At 74.3% G+C, this 20,406-nt stretch carries 23 protein-coding genes; 17 read left to right on the forward strand and 6 right to left on the reverse strand.

Going from position 1 to position 20,406, the window contains the following annotated elements; genetic code table 11:
- The first annotated feature begins 16 nt into the window (after positions 1 to 16).
- From EFA46_RS05925 to EFA46_RS05980, 12 genes are all read left to right on the forward strand, one after another.
- Positions 17 to 1,807, forward strand: a complete 1,791-nt coding sequence (locus EFA46_RS05925) for an ATPase, T2SS/T4P/T4SS family (RefSeq protein ID WP_123074182.1) — start codon at positions 17 to 19, stop codon at positions 1,805 to 1,807.
- Positions 1,804 to 3,492 (forward strand): pilus assembly protein, encoded by a 1,689-nt coding sequence (locus EFA46_RS05930; protein ID WP_123074181.1) that lies wholly within the window; start codon positions 1,804 to 1,806, stop codon positions 3,490 to 3,492. The genes EFA46_RS05925 and EFA46_RS05930 overlap by 4 nt, the downstream gene beginning before the upstream one ends.
- A 32-nt stretch (positions 3,493 to 3,524) precedes the next feature.
- A complete protein-coding gene (locus EFA46_RS05935) occupies positions 3,525 to 3,989 on the forward strand; it encodes a hypothetical protein (RefSeq protein WP_123074180.1) in 465 nt (154 codons plus the stop codon).
- The gene (locus EFA46_RS05940) at positions 3,970 to 4,359 is read left to right on the forward strand and encodes a hypothetical protein (RefSeq protein ID WP_123074179.1); all 390 of its coding nucleotides are present in this window, start codon (positions 3,970 to 3,972) and stop codon (positions 4,357 to 4,359) included. Before EFA46_RS05935 ends, EFA46_RS05940 begins: the two co-directional genes overlap by 20 nt.
- The gene (locus tag EFA46_RS05945) at positions 4,356 to 4,844 is read left to right on the forward strand and encodes a hypothetical protein (RefSeq protein WP_123074178.1); all 489 of its coding nucleotides are present in this window, start codon (positions 4,356 to 4,358) and stop codon (positions 4,842 to 4,844) included. The genes EFA46_RS05940 and EFA46_RS05945 overlap by 4 nt, the downstream gene beginning before the upstream one ends.
- Positions 4,841 to 7,528: a hypothetical protein gene (locus EFA46_RS05950; protein WP_148040639.1), complete on the forward strand. Its 2,688-nt coding sequence runs from the start codon at positions 4,841 to 4,843 to the stop codon at positions 7,526 to 7,528. Before EFA46_RS05945 ends, EFA46_RS05950 begins: the two co-directional genes overlap by 4 nt.
- 51 nt (positions 7,529 to 7,579) lie before the next feature.
- On the forward strand, positions 7,580 to 8,011 hold the full coding sequence (locus EFA46_RS05955; protein WP_123074176.1) for a DUF5791 family protein: 432 nt from the start codon (positions 7,580 to 7,582) through the stop codon (positions 8,009 to 8,011).
- Entirely contained in the window at positions 8,012 to 8,902 is an 891-nt protein-coding gene (locus EFA46_RS05960; protein ID WP_123074175.1) for an SDR family oxidoreductase, read from the forward strand.
- Between the two features lie 97 nt (positions 8,903 to 8,999).
- Positions 9,000 to 10,091 (forward strand): glycosyl transferase family 2, encoded by a 1,092-nt coding sequence (locus EFA46_RS05965; RefSeq protein WP_123074174.1) that lies wholly within the window; start codon positions 9,000 to 9,002, stop codon positions 10,089 to 10,091.
- Positions 10,092 to 10,117: 26 nt separating this feature from the next.
- A complete protein-coding gene (locus EFA46_RS05970) occupies positions 10,118 to 10,654 on the forward strand; it encodes a hypothetical protein (RefSeq protein WP_255494022.1) in 537 nt (178 codons plus the stop codon).
- Between the two features lie 72 nt (positions 10,655 to 10,726).
- On the forward strand, positions 10,727 to 11,320 hold the full coding sequence (locus tag EFA46_RS05975; RefSeq protein WP_123074173.1) for a CoA pyrophosphatase: 594 nt from the start codon (positions 10,727 to 10,729) through the stop codon (positions 11,318 to 11,320).
- Between the two features lie 131 nt (positions 11,321 to 11,451).
- A complete protein-coding gene (locus tag EFA46_RS05980) occupies positions 11,452 to 12,231 on the forward strand; it encodes a luciferase (RefSeq protein WP_123074172.1) in 780 nt (259 codons plus the stop codon).
- On the opposite strand, the gene EFA46_RS05985 is transcribed toward EFA46_RS05980, so the two are convergent.
- Positions 12,228 to 12,392: a hypothetical protein gene (locus EFA46_RS05985; RefSeq protein ID WP_158604236.1), complete on the reverse strand. Its 165-nt coding sequence runs from the start codon at positions 12,390 to 12,392 to the stop codon at positions 12,228 to 12,230. The two genes, EFA46_RS05980 and EFA46_RS05985, sit on opposite strands and share 4 nt — an antisense overlap.
- Positions 12,393 to 12,548: 156 nt before the next feature.
- Between EFA46_RS05985 and EFA46_RS05990 the strand changes: the two genes are divergently transcribed.
- Positions 12,549 to 13,652, forward strand: coding sequence for an FAD-binding oxidoreductase (locus tag EFA46_RS05990; protein ID WP_255494023.1), 1,104 nt, complete (start codon positions 12,549 to 12,551; stop codon positions 13,650 to 13,652).
- A 56-nt stretch (positions 13,653 to 13,708) separates the two neighbouring features.
- On the opposite strand, the gene EFA46_RS05995 is transcribed toward EFA46_RS05990, so the two are convergent.
- Both EFA46_RS05995 and EFA46_RS06000 read right to left on the reverse strand, forming a co-directional pair.
- Positions 13,709 to 14,113: an Hsp20/alpha crystallin family protein gene (locus EFA46_RS05995; protein ID WP_123074171.1), complete on the reverse strand. Its 405-nt coding sequence runs from the start codon at positions 14,111 to 14,113 to the stop codon at positions 13,709 to 13,711.
- Positions 14,110 to 14,268 carry a hypothetical protein gene (locus EFA46_RS06000; protein ID WP_176969842.1) on the reverse strand — a complete coding sequence of 53 codons (159 nt, stop codon included), beginning with the start codon at positions 14,266 to 14,268 and terminating at the stop codon, positions 14,110 to 14,112. Before EFA46_RS06000 ends, EFA46_RS05995 begins: the two co-directional genes overlap by 4 nt.
- Positions 14,269 to 14,452: 184 nt before the next feature.
- Between EFA46_RS06000 and EFA46_RS06005 the strand changes: the two genes are divergently transcribed.
- Complete coding sequence (locus EFA46_RS06005; protein WP_123074170.1) at positions 14,453 to 16,150, forward strand: radical SAM protein; 1,698 nt, start codon at positions 14,453 to 14,455, stop codon at positions 16,148 to 16,150.
- A gap of 60 nt (positions 16,151 to 16,210) precedes the next feature.
- A complete protein-coding gene (locus EFA46_RS06010) occupies positions 16,211 to 16,645 on the forward strand; it encodes a TRAM domain-containing protein (RefSeq protein ID WP_123074169.1) in 435 nt (144 codons plus the stop codon).
- A gap of 28 nt (positions 16,646 to 16,673) precedes the next feature.
- Here EFA46_RS06010 and EFA46_RS06015 read toward each other — a convergent pair whose 3' ends face one another.
- The 3 genes from EFA46_RS06015 to EFA46_RS06025 form a co-directional block, all read right to left on the reverse strand.
- The gene (locus EFA46_RS06015) at positions 16,674 to 17,351 is read right to left on the reverse strand and encodes a YkgJ family cysteine cluster protein (protein ID WP_123074168.1); all 678 of its coding nucleotides are present in this window, start codon (positions 17,349 to 17,351) and stop codon (positions 16,674 to 16,676) included.
- 45 nt (positions 17,352 to 17,396) lie between these two features.
- Positions 17,397 to 18,161 carry an MBL fold metallo-hydrolase gene (locus EFA46_RS06020; protein WP_123074167.1) on the reverse strand — a complete coding sequence of 255 codons (765 nt, stop codon included), beginning with the start codon at positions 18,159 to 18,161 and terminating at the stop codon, positions 17,397 to 17,399.
- Between the two features lie 66 nt (positions 18,162 to 18,227).
- Positions 18,228 to 18,497, reverse strand: a complete 270-nt coding sequence (locus EFA46_RS06025; RefSeq protein WP_123074166.1) for a helix-turn-helix domain-containing protein — start codon at positions 18,495 to 18,497, stop codon at positions 18,228 to 18,230.
- 165 nt (positions 18,498 to 18,662) lie between these two features.
- Between EFA46_RS06025 and EFA46_RS06030 the strand changes: the two genes are divergently transcribed.
- Together EFA46_RS06030 and EFA46_RS06035 are read left to right on the forward strand one after the other, a co-directional pair.
- Entirely contained in the window at positions 18,663 to 19,367 is a 705-nt protein-coding gene (locus EFA46_RS06030) for a class I SAM-dependent methyltransferase (protein WP_123074165.1), read from the forward strand.
- A 66-nt stretch (positions 19,368 to 19,433) separates the two neighbouring features.
- On the forward strand, positions 19,434 to 20,354 hold the full coding sequence (locus EFA46_RS06035) for a glycosyltransferase family A protein (protein WP_123074164.1): 921 nt from the start codon (positions 19,434 to 19,436) through the stop codon (positions 20,352 to 20,354).
- Positions 20,355 to 20,406 lie beyond the last annotated feature (52 nt).

Genomic DNA, 20,406 nt, shown 5'->3' on the forward strand with positions numbered 1-20,406 from the left:
GCGCCCACGGCGACGCATGACGCTCCGCGACCTCCTCCCCACGACCGCCCGCTCCGACACGCCGGCGTGTACCTGCGCGCCGACGTACGCCGACGGCGCCCTCCGCGTCGACGCGAGCGACTGCCCCGGACGTGGGTCGCTCGCCGAGGCACCCGACTGCCGCGAGGCCGCCGTCACCGCGCTCGACGGCCGACCCGCCGACACCGTTCGCGTCGAATCCACCGGCCTCGAACGCCGCTACGCCGACCGGACCGCCGCGCTCCTCGCCGCCGCCGGGTCGTTCGCCGCACGGGTCGCCGCCACCGACCCCGGGCTCGCCGCGCACGCCCGCCGCGACCCGCTCGCCGCCGCCCGCGAAGCCGCCGGCCGCGTCGGCCCCCTCGCCTCCCTCCTCGACGAGAGCGGCCTCGCCGACGCCGCCGCCGTCGACGACCCCTACGCCGCCTACGTCGGGCCGGCCGTCGCGCTCGCGCGCGTCGCCCCGTCCCCGCCCCGTGATGCCGCGCTCCGGGACGTGAGCGACGTCGCCCCCGAGACGACCGTGCGCCGCTACGACCGGCCGAGCGCGCTCCCCGTCTATCACCTCGACCCGCCCGAGGCGCGGCTCACCGACGCCGACTACGGCGTCATCGACGCCGCCACCGACCGACTCGTCGCCGGCGACGAACCGCGTCCCGACCGCGCCGTCGCCGCCGTCTGCGACGACCCGGCGCGCGTCCAGCCGCTCGCGCGCGTCCTCCGCAAACACACGCAGGGCTACGGCGTCCTCGACGACCTCTTCGCCGACGAGCGCGTCACCGACGTCTTCGCGCCCGCGCCCGCCGACGCGACGCCGCTCTACGTCCGTTGCGCGGGCGAGCGCCATCGGACGAACGTTCGGCTCACCGCCGAGGGCGCCGCCGCGCTCGCCTCGCGCTTCCGCGCCGGGAGCGGCCGCGCGTTCTCCAGCGCCGACCCGACGCTCGACGCCGTCGCCGAGGACGTCGCGGGCCGGCGCGTCCGCGTCGCCGGCGTCACCGGCCCCGCCAGCGACGGTCCCGGCTTCGCGTTTCGCGCACACGGCGACGACGCGTGGACGCTCACCCGCCTCGTCGCCGCCGGGTCGCTCCCCGCCGAGGCGGCCGCGCTCTGCTCGCTCGCCGTCGAGCGAGGCGCCGCCGGCCTCGTCGCCGGCGCCCGTGGCGCCGGGAAGACCACCCTCCTCGCCGCGCTCCTCCGCGAACTCCCGCGCGACGTCCGCACCGTCGTCGTCGAGGACACCCCCGAACTCCCCATCACCGCACTCCAGCGCGACGGCCGCGACGTCCAGGGTCTCACGACCGACCTCGACGGCGACGGCCTCACGCCCGACGACGCCCTGCGCACCGCGCTCCGCCTCGGCGAGGGCGCGCTCGTCGTCGGCGAAGTCCGTGGCACCGAAGCCGGGACGCTCTACGAGGCGATGCGAATCGGCGCGCACGTCAGCGCCGTCCTCGGAACCATCCACGGCGAGAACGGCGACGCCGTCCGCGAGCGGGTCGTCTCCGACCTCGGCGTCGAGCCCTCGGCGTTCGCCGCGACCGACCTCGTCGTCACCGCCGGTCTCGTGGACGGCGTCCACCGCGTCGTCAGCATCGAGGAGTATACCGGGGAGGCGTTCCACGCGCTCTACGCCCTCGACGGCACGCGGCTCGTCCCGACCCGCCGGCTCGTCGATGGCCCGAGCCAGCTGCTCGACTCGCTCGCCCGACCCGGCGAGACGGAAGCGGACGTCCGCGACGCGCTCGCGGCGCGCGAGGGCGCGTTCGCGAGTGCGGTGGTCTCGTGACCCGCCCGTTCCCCGCCATCGACGACGCGCTCGGTCGCGTCGTCGCCCGGCTCCCCGACTGGCCCGTTCCCGCCCCCGAGGGCCTCGCCGCGACGCTCGACGAGCTCGGCTGGCGGACGGCTCCCGAGGGCCTCGCCCGGCTCGCCGCCGCCTGCGGCCTCCTCGCCCTCCTCGCCTTCCCCGCCCTCGCCGTTGCGCCGCTCGTCGGCGTCGTCGCCGTGACGTACGCCGTCGCCGCCGGCTACGCCGTCCTCCGCGTCCCCGACCTCGCGCTCGCCCTCCACGAGAGCCGCGTCGTCGGCGCCGGCCCCGCGTTCGTCGCGCGCCTCGCGCTCCGCGTCCGCCTCGACCCCTCCGCAGAGGCCGCCGCCGCGTTCGCCGCCCGAACCGGCGACGGCCCGCTCGCGGACGCGCTCGCCCGTCGGATCCGAGCCACCGCCGGCACGCCCGAGACGGCGCTCGACGCCGTCACCGCCGACCTCTCGGACCCGGGACTCCGGCGCGCCGTCGCGCTCGTCCACGCCGCCGTCGAGACGCCCGCAGCCGACCGCGGGCGCGTCCTCGACCGCGCGCTCGCCGCCGCCCGCGACGCCACCGAGCGCCACGTCCGCGAAGGAGTCCGCGCCGTCCGCGGCCCTGTGAACGCCGTCTACGCCTTCGGCGTCGTCCTGCCGCTCGCGCTCGTCGGCCTCGTTCCCGTCGCCCCCGCCGCCGGGGTCGCGCTCCCGCTCGGTGCCGTCGCGCTCGTCTACGACGTCTTCCTACCGCTCGCGCTCCTCAGCGCCGCCGCGTGGGTGCTCGCGCACCGCCCCGCCGTCTTCCCCGCCGGCCGCGCCGACGCCGCCGTCGGCGTCGACCGACGCCGCGCCGCCGGACTCGGCCTCGGCGCCGCCCTCCTCGCCGCCGTCGGAACCCTCGTCCTCGACGTCGCGTGGGCGCTCCCCGTCACCGCCCCCTGCTGCGGCGTCGGCGTCGCGCTCGCCGTCGCCGCCCGGCCGGCCGTGGACCTCGACGACCACGCGAGCGCCGTCTCGGAGGGGCTGCCGGACGCCGTCGCCGTCGTCGGCCGCCGCCTCGCCGGCGGCGACCCGCCAGAGACCGCCGTCGCCGCCGCCGGTACGACCATCCCCGGACCGACCGGCGAGCTGTTCGCCGCCGCCGACCGCACCCGCCGCGCGCTCGGCCGGCCGCTCGAAGACGCCTTCTTCGGCCGCCACGGCGTCGTCGGCCCCGAGCACGGCACGCGCGTCTCCGGGACGCTCGGCCTCCTCCTCGACGCCGCGTCCGGCGGCCGAGCGGGCGGGCGCGTCCTCGCGGAAGTCGCGGACGGCCTCGACGCCGTCCAGCGCCTCGAAAACGACGCCCGCGCCGACCTCGCGGACCTCGCGGACACGCTCGTCCGGACCGGCGGGCTGTTCGCGCCCGTCGTCGCCGGCGTCACCGTCACGCTCGCCGGCCACGTCGGCTCGCTCGGAGACGCGACCGGGAGCGTCCTCCCCGTCGCCTCGCTCGGCCTCGCCGTCGGCGTCTACGTCGCGTGGTCGGCCGTCGTCCTCACCGCGCTCGGCGTCTGCCTCGACGGCGGCGTCCGGCGCGCCCAACTCGCCGTTCGCGTCGGCACCGCGCTCGCCACCGCCGGCGCGTGCTACGCGTGCGCCGCCGCGGCCGCCGCACTCCTCCTCTAGTTTATACGCGATGACCGCCCCACTCGGGCCCCATGACCGACACGTTCGGCGACACGCTCCCCGTCTGGATCGCTCTGACGGCCGTCGGTGCCGTCGCGCTCGGCGCCGTCCTCGCGATTCCCGGCACGCCGCCGCCCGACGCGACCGCAGTCGCGAACGCCGTTAGCGTGGTCGCCGCCGGCGAGCACGCCGCCGCACGCACTATTCCCGTCGACGCGTCCGCCGTCCGCGTCAGGCCGACCGCCCTCGGCCTCCGAAACGACGCCGGCGCCGCGCACGCGCCGCTCCCGGAGGTCACGCCGGCGAGCACGCCCGCGCTCCGGCGCGTCCTCCACGGCGACCCGCCGCTCGCCGTCTATCCCTCGCCCGCGGCGTTCCGGGCCGCCGTCGCCGACGCCGGCGCGAACGCGACCGCTGCCGGCTGGCGACCCGCAGACGGGCCGCTGACCGTTCGCCACGTCGTCAACGGAGGTGTCGATGTCACGCTCCTCGGGTAGGGCACAGGTCGAGCCGACCGCCGCGCTCGCGGCCGTCCTCGCACTCACCGCCGCGCTCGGCGTCTACGGCGTCGCGTACGCCCAGGTCCCGCTCGACGCCGCCTCGCCCGCGCACGCCGACGCCGCGCTCGCGCACGTCGACGGCCACCTCGGTCCCGGCCCCGCCGACCCCGACGCGCTCGCGGCGGCCGTTCGCGGGGTTCCCGGCCCGTCTTCGGTGAACGCGACGCTTCGCACCGCGACCCGGACGTGGGCGGTCGGCCCGCCACGTCCCGCCGCGCGCGTCGACACCGCCGCGACGGCGCTCCCCGTCCGCGTCTCGAACGCGACCGTCCGCCCCGGCCGGCTCTCCGTGGCGGTGTGGCGATGATCGACGACCGCGGCCTCAGCACCGTCCTCGACGTCGCCGTCTGCGTCGTCCTCGTCGGCGCCGGCGTCGTTGCGCTCACGACCGTCGTCCCCGACGAGAGCACGCCCGACGCGACGGACCCGAGCGCGACGGCGCGCGCCGTCCTCGACAGCACGGCGTCCGTCACCGTCGCGAACCGAACCGTCCACGGCACGCTCGCCGCGCTCCTCGTCGACGCCGCCGTCGCCGACGGCCGCGACCGCGCGCCCGGCTACGCCGACGCCGTCTCGACCGCCGCGACGCGCTACCTCGCGGACACCACGCGGACCGCCGCGCTCACCGCGACGTGGCGGCCCGAGGACCCCTGCCGCGCGGTCGACATCACGGCCGGCCCGACCCCGCCCCGTGGCGTCGGCGTCGACGCGGTCACGCTCTCCGTTCCGACCGCTGACGACGCCTGCGGGGACGCACCCGTCCACCTCACCGTCAGGACGTGGTCGCCGTGAGAGTCGACCCGTTCCCCGACCAGCGCGCTCGCATCCCGTTCGCCGTCATCGGCGCGCTCCTCCTCGTCACGAGCGCGACGCTCGCCACCGGCATCGCCGCGAAGCCGGCGCAGACGGGCTACGACGCCGGCCCCGCTATCGACGCGTCGTGGAGCGCCGCCGGCGTCGCCGCCGAGCGCGCCGCCCTCACCGCGAGCGTCGACGCCGCGCGCGCCCCCGTCGTCGCGGTCGCGAACACGTCCTACGGGCGCGCCCTGAACGCGAGCCAGCCGTTCCGCGACGCGCTCCGCCTCCGCATCTACGTCGGTGTTCGGGACGCGCTCGCGGCGAGTCCCGTCACCGTCGAGGGCGTCCGCGCCGTCGCGTCGCTCCCGCCGGTCGAGACGCCGGCCGACGCTCGCGCCGCCGTCGAGCGCGTCACGCTCGCCGGCGTCGAAAACGGGAGCGCGCTCCGCGTTCACGTCCGGGACGTGACCGTCACCGCGACGCGGAACGGCGCCATCATAGAGCGCGTCGCCCGCCCGCTCGTCGTCACCGCGCCCACGCCCGTGCTCGCCGTCCACGGGCGCGTCGCGACGTTCGAGGAGCGCCTGAACACCGGCGTCTTCGAGGGGTCCGGGCTCGCGCGCCGCGCCACCGCCTCCCTCACGGTTCTCGCGGAGGCGCGCGGCCTCGCCCAGTACGGCGGCGCGCCGGTCGACAACGTCGTCGCGAACCGCCACGTCGCGCTCGTGACGAACCGCGGCGTCGTCGCCCTCCAGCGGGCGGCGTTCGGCGCGGCGGACCCGGACGCGCGTTCCGCGACTCGGCGCGCGGCCGTCGTCACCGCCGGCCGTGACGCGCTCGCCGGCGTCGGCGTCGCGGCGGCGAACGCGAACGTGACCGCGGCGAACGCGTCGTCCGCGGGCGCGACCGCCGCCCTCGACCCCGGCGCGGCGAACCCCCAACCGGTGCCGCTCGCACCGGTCGCTGACGACGCGTTCGTCGCGTCCGTCGACGGGGGCGGGTTCGACGCCGCGCTCTCGCGGGCGTACGCCGTCGACGTCCGCCTCGCGACGCGCGTCGGCGACGCGAACGGGAGCGTCGCCGCGCCCCCGACGCCCGCCGGCTACCGTCACCACGCGACGCTCCACCGCACCGTCTCGCGCGACAACCGGACCCGCGAGGTCGCCGTCAGCGTCGCTGTCCGCCTCCACACGGACGCGACCCTCCCGGACGTCGGCGACGACTCGGGGTGGCTCGCGTCCGCGGCCGTCCGTCGCGCCGTCCGGAGCGCCCTTCCCGACTCGGTCGGCGAGCGCGCCCTCGACGGCGCACTCGACGACTCGTTCACGGTCGAGCCGACGGTTTCGGGCGCGCGGCGCGCGGCGGCGCTCGACGCGCTCGCGGAGACGCACGCGACGCTCCGGACCGTCACGAGCCACGTCGACCGGCGCGCGTTCCTCGACGGGGAGCCGCTCGCGTCGCTCACGACGGCCGTGGACGCGACGGTCGACACCGACACGGCGGGCGCGACGACGCTGCGCGAGCGGGCGGCCGTCGCCGTCCGCGCGTCGTACGCCGACCGCGTGCGCGCGCTCGTCGAGGACCGGCGCTCCACGCTGTCGCGGGCCCAGTCCCGGATCGGTGACGCGCTCGCCGAGCGCGGCGTCCCGACGACGCCGCCGCCCGTCACCGGGCCGGCCGCCCCGCCGGTCGCGATGCGCGTGTCGAGTGAGCCCGCGTACCTCTCGCTCGCACGCGTCACGCCGACCGACGCGGCGGTCGAGTCGGCGCACTATCCGCTCGGCGCGCGGAACACGAACCTCGCGACGATACCCTCCGATGACCTCGCGGACGCCGTGCTCGACATCGTCTTCGGGGACCGCCGCGAGCGGGTGGCGCTCGCGACCGCTGCCGGGACGCTCCGGGCGGCCGACGAAGCGCCCGTGGCGGACGCCGGCCTCCGTCGCGGCGTCTCCGCGTCCGTCGAGAGCGCACGCGACGCGCTCGATACCGCGCTCGACACTCACACCGCGCTCTCCGCGAACGAGCGCGAGCAGGCCCTCGACGCGGGGTTCGGGCAGTACGGGACGGTAGCGGCTCGCGGGCTCGCCGTCGCGAACGGCTCGGTCGCCGAGTCGGTCGCGGCCGCCGCGAGCGAGCGCGGCGGGGGCCGTTCCGGCGTCCTCGCCGCGCGCCTCCGCGTCGCGCTCCGCGACCTGGAGGCTTCGGGTACGCTCTCCGTCGGCGAGTCGACCGTCTCGTCGGCGCGGGCGTCCGTCGAGTCCTCGGTTCGCGACTCGGCGCACCGGGCCGTCGCGGACGCCACCCGGAGCGCGGGCGAGCGCGCCGTCGAGCGTTCCGCGCTCCGACTGCTCCCGGCGGGGATGCCGCTGCTCCCGCTCCCCGGTCAGTGGTACGTCACGGTGAACGCGTGGGACGTCGCCGCGCACGGCGGCTACGAGCGCTTCGAGGTGGAAGCGGCGCTCGGGCGCCCGGGCGTCGGCGACGGCTCACTGCGGTACGTCCGCGAGGACGCGCCGGTCGCCGTCGACGTGGACGGCGACGGCGCGCCCGAGACGCTCGGCCGGAACGCGCGACTCGACTTCGCGTACCGGACGGGCGTCGTGGTCGTCGTCCCGCCGGGCCCGCGCGGCGTCGGCGACGTGGGCGACGCGGACGAGCGGTCTGCCGGCTGGTAGCACGCGCCCCGATGGGGAAGCCCCTTTTAGCTCGACCCGCTAGTTCCGCGTATGCTCACCGAGGAAATCGCGGACCCGGAGGCGACGTCGCCCACGGAGCTCCGCACGCGGTATCTTGCGGCGCTGACGGCTGTCACCGAGGAGCGCGGCGTGGACGCCGTCGCGGGCGAAACCGACCTCCCCGCAGAGCGCGTCGAGGCCATCGTCGCGGGGGACGCCGACGACGTGACGCTCGAGGAGGCGACGGCGCTGCTCGCCTGCTCGCCGGACTACCCGTCGGCCGAGGACTACCTCCTCGAGGTCCGCGACCACCTGATGCTCCAGATGAGCTCGGCGGTCGTGGACGTCGACTCGCTCCGGCGCGGCATCGAGACAGAGCTCGACGCGAAGGAACTCCAGCAGAAGGTCGAGGGGCGACGCGCGATGTCGCTCTCGGAGTACGCGCGCGTCACGCAGTATCTGGCGTCGGAGAACCCCTGGTAGATGCGCGTCGCAATCTTGGGCTGTGGCTACGTCGGTATCGAACTCGGCCGCCAGCTCCGCGAGGCGGGCCACGACCCCGTCGGCGTCCGGCGCTCCGAGTCGGGCGCCGCCGCCATCGAGGACGCGGGCTTCGAGGCCGTCCGCGCTGACGTGACGGACGCGGACGACCTGACGAGGGTCCCGGACGTCGACGCGGTGGTCTTCGCGGCGTCCTCGGGCGGGCGCGACGCGGCGGCCGCGCGCCGCGTCTACGTCGAGGGCTTGCGCACCGCTATCGACGCGTTCGGCGAGCGCGACAGCCCGCCGGAGCAGTTCGTCTACACGTCGAGCACGGGCGTCTACGGCGACCACGGCGGCGACTGGGTGGACGAGGAGACCGACCTCGAGCCGACGACGGCGAAGACGGAGGTGCTCGTCGAGGCCGAGCGCGTCGCGCGCGAGCGGGCGGCCGTGCACGGGATGGCCGGGCGCGTCGTCCGCTTCGCCGGCCTCTACGGGCCCGACAGATACCGGTTGGAGCGCTACCTCTCGGGGACGGTCGTCGAGGGCTACCTGAACATGCTGCACCGCGACGACGCGGCGGGCGTCGTCCGCTTCGCGCTGACGGAGACGGACGAACCCGTCCTGCTCGCGGTGGACGACGAGCCGGTGTCCCGGACCACGCTCGCGGAGTGGCTCGCGGACGCCTGCGGGGTCGAGGCGCCGGAGACGGTGACGCGCGCGGAGCGCCTCGACGCGGACGACCTCTCGGAGGCGGCGCGTCGACGCCTCACGACGAGCAAGCGCTGCTCGAACCGCCTCCTGCGCTCGCTCGGCTACGAGTTCGCGTATCCGACGTTCCGCGAGGGGTACGCGGACGCCGTCGCGGCCTACCGCGAGTCCGAGCGGTAGCGCGCGCTCGGGCGGCTCTCGGGACCGTCACCGTCCCCGCCGCCGAGTCGTCCGCCGGAGTCGCCCCGTTTTTGCCGACCCCGTCCCATCGACGCGTATGGACTACACGCAGGAGCGGGTGGCGACGCTCCACGACTACGGGGACGCCCATCCGGACGCGCCGGTGGACCGGGCGACGGTGGTCGTCCCGATGACGGAGCGCGAGTACGCGGGGCTCGCCGCCGAGGGCGTGCTCTCGACGCTCGAGGACGTCGACCCGGAGCGCGTGCTCGTGGCGCTTCGCGCGCCCGCCGAGCGCGTGCCGGCGTTCTGCGAGTGGCTGGAGGGGTTCGACCTCTCGCTCGACGTGCTCTGGTGTACGGGGCCGCGCCTCTCCGCGCTCCTCGACGACGCGGGGCTCGCGGGCGAATCGGGGAAGGGCCGTGACGTCTGGCTGGCGCTCGGGCTCGCGGCGCGCTCGGAGTACGTCGCGCTCCACGACGCGGACGCCGCGAGCTACAGCGAGCGCGACGTGCCGAAGCTCCTCGCCCCCCTCTCGAACGACTTCGAGTTCGTGAAGGGCTACTACGCGCGCGTCGAGTCCGGCCGGCTCTACGGTCGGCTCTTCCGGCTGTTCTACGAGCCGCTCGTGGACGCGCTCGCGGACGCGAACGACCACGACGTGCTCGACTACCTCGGGGCGTTCCGCTACGCGCTCGCCGGCGAGTGCGCGATGACGGCCGACGTCGCGCGGTCGTTGCGCGTCCAGCGGCGCTGGGGGCTCGAGGTCGGCACGCTCGGGGAGGCCTATCGCCTCGCCGGTTTCTCGGGGTCGGCGCAGGTCGACCTCGGTTTCTACGAGCACGACCACCGCGCGGTGTCGGGGCCGACTGGTCTCGGCGACATGAGCGAGGGGGTCGGCGACGCGCTCCTGCGTGCGGTGGAGGCGGCGGGCGTCGACCCGGCGTACGACACGCTCGCCGAGCGATACGTCGAGGCGGCGCGGCGCTTCGAGCGCGGCTACGCGGCTGACGCGGCGTTCAACGACTTCACGCACGAGCCGGCGGCCGAACACGAGCAGGTCGAGACGTATCGCGAGGCCGTCTCGCCGCCCGGGCCGGACACGCGCCTGCCCGCGTGGGCGGACGCGCCGCTCGCGCCGGCGGACGTCCGGGAGGCCGCGGCGGCCGACTTGGACGCGGTACGCTGAAAGCCCCCGGCGGCGATACGTGACGCATGGACCTCGACCCGGACGAACTCGCGGGCGTCTGCGACCTCTTCGGCGCGCTCACGCGCGATGAACTGGCGGCGGCCGTCGAGGAGCTCGCGTTCCGACGCGGCGTCGACTTCGAGCGCGAGGCCCACGACGCGGCCGTCGAGTCGGCCCGCGAGGCGTACGTGCTGGTGGTGCTCGGTGAGTCGGTGCGGGACGCGCTCGCCGACGCCGGCGTGGACGCCGACCCGCCGCTCGTCGCCCCGGGCCCGCGCGCGTTCCCCGTGGTGCCCGACGGCGGGACCGACCTGCCCCACATCCTCGACGTGCCGCGCCGCGACGTCCCGGACGCGGCGGTGGAGCGCGCCGTCCGCGCGCGCCTCGCCGCCGAGGTCGCGGCCCTCGACGACGACGCGGACGACGAGCGGGCGGCACGCCTCCTCGACGTGACGTACGACGCGGAGTTGCTCACGGGCGGGGACTTCTCGCGGACGCGCGCGATGCTCGACGACGGTGGCGATGGCGACGACGGGGGCGACGACAGAGACGGCGGCGCGTGAGTCCCCGTGTTCGGGTCGCGCTCGGCCGCGACACGCGAGCCAATTAAGGGCGCGTGGCCTCTGCCTTCGGGTATGGACCTCGGTCGCATCGCCGCCCACGACCCCGTCGCGGTGACGGACGCGGAGCGCGACGCCGCCGTGCTCGTGCCCGTGGTCGAGCGCGCGGACGGGCCGGCGCTGCTCTTCACGAAGCGGGCCTCCCACCTCGGCGAGCATCCGGGGCAGATGAGCTTCCCCGGCGGCGGGCGCGAGCCGAGCGACCGGGACCTGACGGCGACGGCGCTCCGCGAGGCCGAGGAGGAGATCGGCCTCCGCTCGGAGGAGGCGCGCGTCGTCGGGCGACTCGACGACATCCACACGGTCTCGCGCTATTCCATCACGCCGGTGGTGGCGCGCGTCCCGGACCGCGCGTACGACCCGGACGAGCGCGAGGTCGCGGAGATCGCGGTGCTCTCGGTCGCGGCCCTCACGGACCCGGCGAACTACGAGCTGGAGCGCCGCGAGCACCCGGAGTTCGGCGAGCTCGACGTCCACTTCTTCCGCGTCGCCGGCTACACGGTCTGGGGGGCGACGGGGCGCATCCTCGCGCAGTTCCTCGAACTCGCGGCGGACTGGACGCCGCCGGAGCGCCCGGACTACGTCGTGGACCCGGACGCTGAGCCGTGACCGCTACGCTTTTGCCGCGCGCTCGGGTAACACGACCAAGCATGGTCGCAGAGACGAGTGGTCGAGTTCCGGAAGCGTTCTGAGAGTTCTCACGTGCACGTGACACGAGTCGCCGACCGGGGGGTATCGCGATGCTGACCGCCGAGGCGCGCGTCCGCGAGACCGGCATCGACGCGGTGGCGCTGAAGCCGATGGAGTGCGACATCGCGGAGGCGGCGTCCCTCCCGTTCGAGACGGTGGTCGTGGACTACGAGGGCCGCGAGCACCTCCCGGAGACGGACGTCCTCCGGCGGATCGCGAGCGAGCGCGACCTCCGAGTGACGGTGCCGGTGCGCGCGTCGGGCTTCGACCCGCTCGGCGACGACGCGCTCGCGAGAGACCTCCCCGAGGAGGCGGGTCGCGTGTTCGTCGCCGGCCACAGCGCCTACCTCGACGAGGACGAGCGCGCGAAACGCGTCGCGCCGCGACTCGGTGCGGCGGTCGAGGACCACCCGGACGCGTGGGTGGGGACGGAGGGCGTCGAGCGGGTGGCGCTCGCGACGGGCGCCGGCCAGTTCGAGTTGCTCTCGCGCTCGACCGAACACGACCTGCGCGCGCTGCGCGCGGCGGGCTTCGACGGGCACGTCTCGCTCTACGCGCCCGTCGTGCTCACCGAGGACGAGGACGCGGTGCTCGACGCGGTCGGGGGGTACGCGGCGCGGCGCGGCCCCGTGGCGCGCGCGCTCCCGGAGGGCGCGGCGACGGACGGGTCGGCGTCCGGACGGGCGCGCGAGGTGCTCTCGGCGGCGGTCCGCGATTACGCCCTCGTCGGCGACGCGGAGGCGGTCGGCGAGCGCGTCGCGGAGCTGAAGGCGGCGGGTGCGGACACCGTCGTCGGCTATCCGGCGCGCGGTCCCGAGGACTTCCGCTAGTCGAGGACGAGGTAGGTGGTCTCCGTCGTCCGTTCGAAGTGGGCGTCGCGCTCGCGGACGAACGACCGCACCCACTCGAAGGAGACGTCGCTCACGTCGATGCGCGTCGGTTCGTGCTCGGTTCGCTCCCTCCCGGCGACGTCGATTCCGTCGGCGCTCATACGCGACCCGACGTGTCGTATCGTCTAATAGCTCATCCGTGCGCGGTGAAAGTGAAAGTGGTAGCGTGAGCGCCCGAGACGCCTGCTTCCCTCGCTCCGGGAGCGCCCACGCGCCTTGAAGTGGCTGCCCCGAGGAGGTGGCGGTATGCACGACCAGTGTCGAGCGACGGCGCGGTGGTCGCGGTGACGGACGCGCTGCGCGTCGCCGTCGTCGGCGGCGGCGCGGTCGGTCTCACTGCGGCGTACGATCTCGCGGCGCGCGAGGCGGACGTCACGGTGTTCGACCGTGGCGCGTTCGGCGCGGGGAGCACGGAGCGCGCGGCCGGCATCGTCTACGACGCGTACGCCGAGGACGTCGACGTCCGCGTCGCGGCGCGGGCAATCGAGCGCTTCCGTGCGTTCTCCGGCGAGCGCGACTTCCGCTTCACGAGCGCGCCCTACCTCTGGTTCACGACGCAGGCCGGGGCGAGCGCGGCGGCGATTCGCGAGCAGGCCGAGCGCATGCAACACCACGACCGCGACGTCACCCTGCTCACGGCCGCGGAGATCAGACGCGAGTTCCCCGTCCTGCGCACCGAGGACATCGAGGTCGGGGCGCTCGCGCGGACGGCGGGCGTCGCGGACCCGCGCGGCTACGTCGACCTCCTCGTCGCGAAGGCGCGGGAGGCGGGCGCGGACCTCCGCCCGGAGACGCCCGCAACCGTGGCGCTCGACCCGCCGCGAGTGAACGGCGAGCGCTACGACGCCGTCGTCGTGACGGCGGGCGCGTGGACGAATCGGGTGCTCGCCGACGCCGGCGTTCGCGTCCCGCTGGAGCCGTATCGCGTGCAGGCGCTCGTCACCGGCGGGCCGAGCGTCCCCATCTTCTACGACGCGGACGAGGAGTACTACGCCCGCCCGCACCCCGAGGGCGTGCTCGCGGGCGACGGCGTCACGGAGGGCGTCGACCCGGACGACTACGACGAGGACGCGGACGACGCGTTCCACGCGTCGATGCGCCGCCGGCTCGGCGAGCGCCTCGTGAACGCGGACGTGCCGCTCGCGCGCTCGTGGGCTGGCGTCTGTGCGGGCACGCCGGACAACGACCCGCTGCTCGGCGAACTCGCCGAGGGCCTCTACGTCGGCGCGGGGTGGGCGGGCCACGGCTTCATGCGCGCGCCCGCGCTCGGCGAGCGCCTCGCGTTGCAGGTGCTCGGCGAGCGGGAGGGCATCGCGGCCTTCGACCCGACGCGGGACACCGGTCACAACCGGAGGGCGTGACCGAACGAGCGAACGCCGTCGGGCGTGAGAAATGACGAAGTCTGACTCGGCGCGCGCTACTCGTCGGTCTGGATGTCGACCGGCTCGGCTTTCGGGACGAAGACGTAGAGGGTGCCGTCGTCGTTCAGCCGCGCCCTCGCGGCCTCGGGGTCGACGATGGCGTCCCGTGGGAGCTCCGCGCGCCCGTCGAGCGAGAGCGCGCGCCCGGGGACCACCGTCTCGAAGCCCTCGCGGTACTCCCGGAAGCGGTCGAGGCTGACGCGCACCGCCGCGTCGTTCACCTCGACGTCGACGTCGCGCTCCTCGGCGCCGGGCGCGTCGAAGACGACGAGGTACTCCGAATCGCTCTCGAGGACGTCGACGGCGAGCGGGGTGCGTTCTTGGAGGCGACTCGCGGCGCGGCCGACGCGCTTCAGGACGGCGCGCGTCGCGGCCGCACCGTACGTCCGGGGGTCGCTCACAGCTCGATCTCCTCCAAGCAGTCCGTCCCCCCGCAGTACGGGCACTGGAAGTCCGCCGCGCTGACGTCGTCGGGCATGTCGTAGGTGAAGTGGAGTTCGGCCATGTCCAGCTCGCACGCGTCCTCCGTGCACTTGACCTCCATCGTGGCGGGCATACCCGGGCGTTCGGGTGCCCGCTCAATAAACACGCGGGCTACGGTGGTCTCGGCCGCGGCCGCGTCGGGACGGGGTCGGACGGCCGGTGGGCGAGTGGTGTGTCCGGCGTGGCGTCCGACCCACCGGACACCCGTCCGAGTCGGTAGAGCCGCGCTTTTACGCGTCGAACCCGTTCTCGCCCGTATGACCGATCCTGCGGGACTCGACGTGACCATCGTGGACGGCTACGTCGACGAACCGGCACACTTCGGCGTGCCGCCCTACATCTCCACGTATCCGCGCTACACGGCGGGCGCGCTCCGTGAGGCGGGCGTCCCCGCCTCGCAGATCACCTACCACACCATCGACGCGCTCCGCGACGAGCGCTCGCGGTGGCTGGACGTCGAGGAGGCGGACCTCATGATCTACCTCGGCGGCATGACCGTCCCCGGGAAGTACGTGGGCGGGACGCCGGCCGAACCCGACGAGGTGCGCGAGCTCGCGTGGACGGCGAACGGCACGTCGCTGATGGGCGGGCCCATCCGGTTCGGCGTCGGCGAGGAGAACGCGGGCGCGCAGGACATGGCGCGCGACGACCTCGACTTCGACTTCCTCGCGATGGCGGACGTCGAGGCGGCCGCCCACGACCTCGTCGCGAGCGGCCTCGAGGGGTTCGAGGACCGCTATCGCGACAACGACGAACTCGACCGGTGGGCGGAGGCGGGCGCGTTCGTCGTCGAGCAGCACCCGAACCATCCGGAGTACCTCATCGCGGAGCTCGAGACCTCGCGCGGATGCGCGTACCGGTGTTCGTTCTGCACGGAGCCGATGTACGGCGACCCGGACTTCCGGACGCCCGACTCCGTCGTCTCCGAGGTCGCGGCGCTCGCGGACGCCGGCGTGAACGACTTCCGCATCGGCCGGCAGGCCGACATCCTCGCCTACGGCGGGGATGGCGAGGCGCCGAATCCCGAGGCCCTCCGCGAGCTCTACGGGGGCATTCGCTCGGTCGTCCCGGACCTCGGGACGCTCCACCTCGACAACATGAACCCGGTGACCATCGTGGACTACCCGGAGAAATCGAGGGAAGCCATCCGCGTCATCGCCGAGCACAACACGCCCGGTGACACGGCGGCGTTCGGCCTCGAGTCCGCCGACCCCGTCGTGCAGGAGGAGAACCACCTCCTCGTGGACGCCGACGAGTGTCTCGAGGCCGTCCGCATCGTGAACGAGGAGGGCGGCTGGCGGCCCGGCGAGTCGGAGAGAGTCGGCCCCTCGACGGGCGACGACGTCGAGCGCCTCCCGAAGCTCCTCCCCGGAATCAACCTCCTGCACGGCCTGAAGGGCGAGCGCCCGGAGACCTACGAGCACAACCGGCGCTTCCTCGAGCGCGTCTACGAGGAGGGGCTGATGCTCCGGCGCATCAACATCCGGCAGGTGATGGCGTTCGAGGGGACGGAGATGGCGGAGACGGGCGCGGACGTCGCGAAGCAGAACAAGAAGCGCTTCAAGCAGTACAAGAGCGCGGTCCGCGAGGAGGTCGACCAGCCGATGCTCGAGCGGGTCTGTCCGCCCGGCACCGTGTTGGAGGACGTCCACTTCGAGTACCACCAGGACGGGAAGACGTTCGGGCGCTCCCTGGGCACGTACGCGCTCCTCGTCGCCGTCCCCGGCGAGCGCGAACTCGGGACCGTCACCGACGTCGCCATCACCGACCACGGCTACCGCTCCGTCACCGGCGTCCCCTACCCGCTCGACGTGAACGACGCGTCGATGGACGAGCTCACCGCGATCCCCGGCGTCGGGAGCGGAACCGCGGGCGACATCGTCGTCAACCGCCCGTACGAGCGCGCGAGCGACGCACCGGGCGACGCGGACCTCGGGCGCTTCACGCGCGGCTGAACGCGACGGTGGGCTAGAATTATAACGGACGATACCGATACCTCCACAGAGGGATCTATAGTGGAAATCTCCGATAAACTCCTCTGTCTGTTCAACGCCGAAGTCACCGTCAGCGACGACGAGTACGTCGTCCGCGTCCCCACCAGCGAAGTCGAGAACGGCTCGGTCGAACCGGGCGACGTCTATCGCGTCGCGCTCATCGAGCGCGGCGACGGCGACGACGAGAGCGGTGCGCCCGCGACCGAGTCGTCCCCGTCCACCGCCTCGGAGGGCCCACAGCCCCCCGTCGAGGAGGGCGAAATCCGCTACGTCGAGGTCGAGGACATCGGCAAACAGGGCGACGGCATCGCGCGCGTCGAGCGCGGATACGTCATCATCGTCCCCGGTGCCGACGTCGGCGAGCGCGTGAAGATCGAGATTACCGAGGTCAAGTCGAACTTCGCGGTCGGCGAGGTCATCGACGAGGACGCCGACGACGCCGACGCCGAGGAGTAACGCCCCGGCGCTCTTTCTTCGCGCCCGACTAGCCGCGATACGGCGTGCCGTCCGGCCGCTTCGCGCCCTCGGAGTCGTGGACGACCGCCTCCTCGGCCCCGGCGTCGACGGGTTCGTAGGCGTCCCGGACGCCGATGGCTTCCTCGAGTTCGGTGACGGCGCGCTCCTTCAGCGCCGCCGCCAACTCCTCGGCGTCCGAGCGGCTGATGTCGCGCCCGAGGCCCTCGCACTCGTGGGCGCGCACCATCCCCGCCTCATCGACGGCCTCGCCCATCGGCTGACTCGTGCCGCCGAGGGCCACCGAGAACGGGTAGGTCCGACAGATGAGCGGCCGGTTCTCGTGGACGGTGCACGCGCCGCTCCCCCGCGCCTCGTCGCCGTCGTCGCCGCTCCCGGGCGACTCCTCGTAGAAGGTGCAGTCGCCGCAGTCGTCGGTCTGGAGCGCCCACTCGAACGTCTCGCCGTGTCCCTCGTCGTCGAGGCCGAACGGCATCGGGCGCGCGACGTCGCGCCACTCGAGGTCCTCGGCGGCCGCGAGCTCGCGCACCTCGTCGGGGAAGACCGTCGCGGTGTGCGCCTCCTCGCCCGCGCTCTTACAGCAGCCGCCACAGCGCGTGCACTCGAAGCCGATGGCCTCGATGGCGTCCGCGAGGTCGCCGACGTCGAGGTCGCGCGCGCGGTCGAGTTCGTCCTCGAGGCGTTCCATACCCCCGATGCGTGCCGCGCGTGGAAAAAGCGAGCGACCGCCGCCTCAGTCCGACCCGACGGGGGTCGCCCGCGAGCCGTCCCACTCGACGCGCCCCTCGACGGCGAGCTTCTCGAGGTGCGCGCTCGCGGTCGCCGTCGCCTGCTCGCGGACGCCCGTGAGGTCGGCGTCGTAGGCGGCGTCGACGACGGCGTCGAGCGTTCGTGCGCCCGCCTCGACGGCGCGAAGGACGCGCGACTCGCGCTCGCGGCGGTGGGCGACGAGGGCGGCGAGGCGCTCGCCGGGCGCCGCTATCGGCGGACCGTGTCCGGGGTAAAGGCGCTCGGGAGCCCGCGCGTGGAGGCGCCGGAGGCTCGTGAGGTAGGCGCGCATATCCCCATCAGTTCCGATGGCGACGCTCCCGTCCGCGCGACAGCAGTCGCCGACGAGGTAGCCGTCGCCGTGCGCGAACGCGACGTGGTCGGGGGCGTGGCCGGGGGTCGCGAGCGCGACGAGCGGGCCGATCGCGTCGCCCTCGCGGAACGTCCGGTCTGGCGCGACGCCGCTCGCGCGCTCGAACCGGTCGGCGTGCGGGGCGTGCGCCCAGACGGTCGCGTCCGTCTCGGTGGCGTACTGCGCGAGCGCGCCGACGTGGTCCGGGTGAGTGTGCGTGCAGGCGACGTGCGCGATGTCGGCGCCGGCGACGAGCGCGTCGAGCGCGGCGCTCCGGGCGGCGGGGTCGACGAGGACGTTACCGACGAGATAGGCGTTCGTCGCGCCGCCCGGGACCGACCCGGAAACGGGGACGCGAACGCGCTCGACCGTGGACATACCTCCGCCGTGGGGAGACGACACCGTAGCGGCTGTGGTTCGCTCGGCAAGCCGCGACCGGCGGCGTCAGTGATCGAGGAAGTAGACTTGCTTGCGGGCGTCGCGGAAGCTGTATCGGGAGTCGACGAGGTCGGCCTCGTCGAGGCGGTTGAGCGCGTAGCGGACGGTCCGGTCCGGCAGCAGGGACTCCTCGGCGAGCTGGCCTTGGGAGAGCGGGGCGTCGGTTTCGAGGACTTTCGCGACGAGCTTCGCGCTCGGCGGGAGTTCGCGCAGTCGCTCGCGGAACTCCTCGTCGTTCTTGATGGGTGATTGACGCTGCTCTGCCGTCGTACTCATGCGAGAGAATCGCACACGGCTGTAGATAAAGGTTCGCCCTACCTGTGAATATACACCTTATATGATAATAGGTCAGGTAGGTTCGAGAGACGACGGGCGGACGCGTCATCGGCGGGACGTATCCAGTATCGTTTTATCTCCCGGCCGAAGTAGAACAGGTAGACCGTGAAGGGACAGGAGTGGTATCAGGCCGCCGAGGTCGCCGAGGAGTACGAGGACAAACGCTTCTCCGGCGGCGGCCGCCTCATCGACCGACGTGAGAAACGCGCGGTCCTCGACGCCCTCGCACCGCTCGACGGGAAGCGCGTCCTCGAAGTGGCGTGCGGAACCGGCCGATTCACCGTCCTCTGCGCCCAGCAGGGCGCCGACATCACCGGGATGGACATCTCGGCGGCGATGCTTCAGGAGGGTCGCGCGAAGGCCCGGAGCGCCGGCGTCGCGGACACCCTCGAGTTCATGCGCGGCGACGCCGCGCGCCTCCCGTTCCCCGACGACTACTTCGACGCCGTCTTCGCGATGCGTTTCTTCCACCTCGCGGACACGCCCGCGAAGTTCCTCAGCGAGATGGCGCGCGTCTCGAAGGACCACGTCTTCTTCGACACGTTCAAGCGCTACAGCACGCGCGTCGCCTACAACTGGCTCCTCCCGATGGGCTCGCGACTCTACTCGAACGCCGAAGTCGAGGACCTCCTCGATAGCGCCGGCCTCACCCTCCGGAACGCCGAGCACGACTTCGTCCTCCCCTACGGCTTCTACCGCAAACTCCCGAGCTGGCTCGCCGACCCGATCCGCGACGCCGACCTCGCCGTCGGCGGGACGCCGGTCGGCGACGCCGTCGCCTCCGTCTCCTACTGGCACGCGCACGTCTAACACCTGTCAGACGCGCGCTCGTCGGCTCCCGTGGTGTTTTTACGGACAGACCCGTTCGGTGGTGCTATGCAGTTGTCGGTGGTCGTCCCCACGCTGAACGCGCGCCAGCGTCTCTCGCGCGCGCTCGACGCGCTCGGTGCGCGCCTCCCCGACGCCGAGGTGCTCGTCGTCAACGGCCCGTCGAGCGACGGCACCTCGGGGCTCGTCCGCGAGCACGCGGCCGCCGACGTCCTCCTCGAACTCCCGGAGCGGAACCTGAACGCCTCTCGGAACGCCGGGCTCGCGGCCGCGACCGGCGACGTCATCGCGTTCGTCAGCCACGGCTCCGTGGTCCGTGAGGGGTGGCACGACGCCCTCGCGGACGCCATCGACGGGGGCGCGGACGTCGTCGCGGGGCCGGTCCACCGCTCCGTCTCCGGCGGCGTCACCACCGAGGCCCGCGAAGCCGACACCGTCGCCGGCCGCGACGTCACCTACTTCGACGGCGGGAACGTCGCGTTCCGCCGCGAGGTCGCCGAGGCGCTCGACGGCTTCGACGAGTACCTCCAGACGGGCGCGGCCCGCGACGCCGCCCACCGCCTCGCCGGGATGGAGTACGAGGTGGCGTGGCGGCCCGACTTCGCGGTGTTGCGCACGGACGGCGACGACGTCGCGGACCGGATGGCTGACGACTCGGACGTGCCCGCGTGGGGGCTGAAGTACCGCGCGCTCGGCTATCGCCTCGCGAAGAACTACGGGCTGCGGGCGAGCGTCGCGTGGCGTGCGCTCCGCCACGCGCTCGCGGACGCGAAGTCGGCGGCCGGCCGCGTGTTCGGCGGCGACGAGCGCCCGTCCGCGTGGGTTCGCAACGGCCGCGCCGTCGTCACCGGCGTCGTCGCGGGCGTCGAGGACGGCCTCGCGGCGCGCCGACGCGACCGCTCGCCGCGCCGGAACCCGAACGGCGTCTCCACGCGCATGGACCGGGCGATGTCCCGCTACGAGCCCTGACCTCTCTTTCACAGCGCTCGCCGCGAAAACTATATGTAGAACCGCTGGCCTC

Source organism: Halarchaeum sp. CBA1220 (assembly GCF_003721175.2).
Classification (GTDB): Archaea; Halobacteriota; Halobacteria; order Halobacteriales; family Halobacteriaceae; genus Halarchaeum; species Halarchaeum grantii.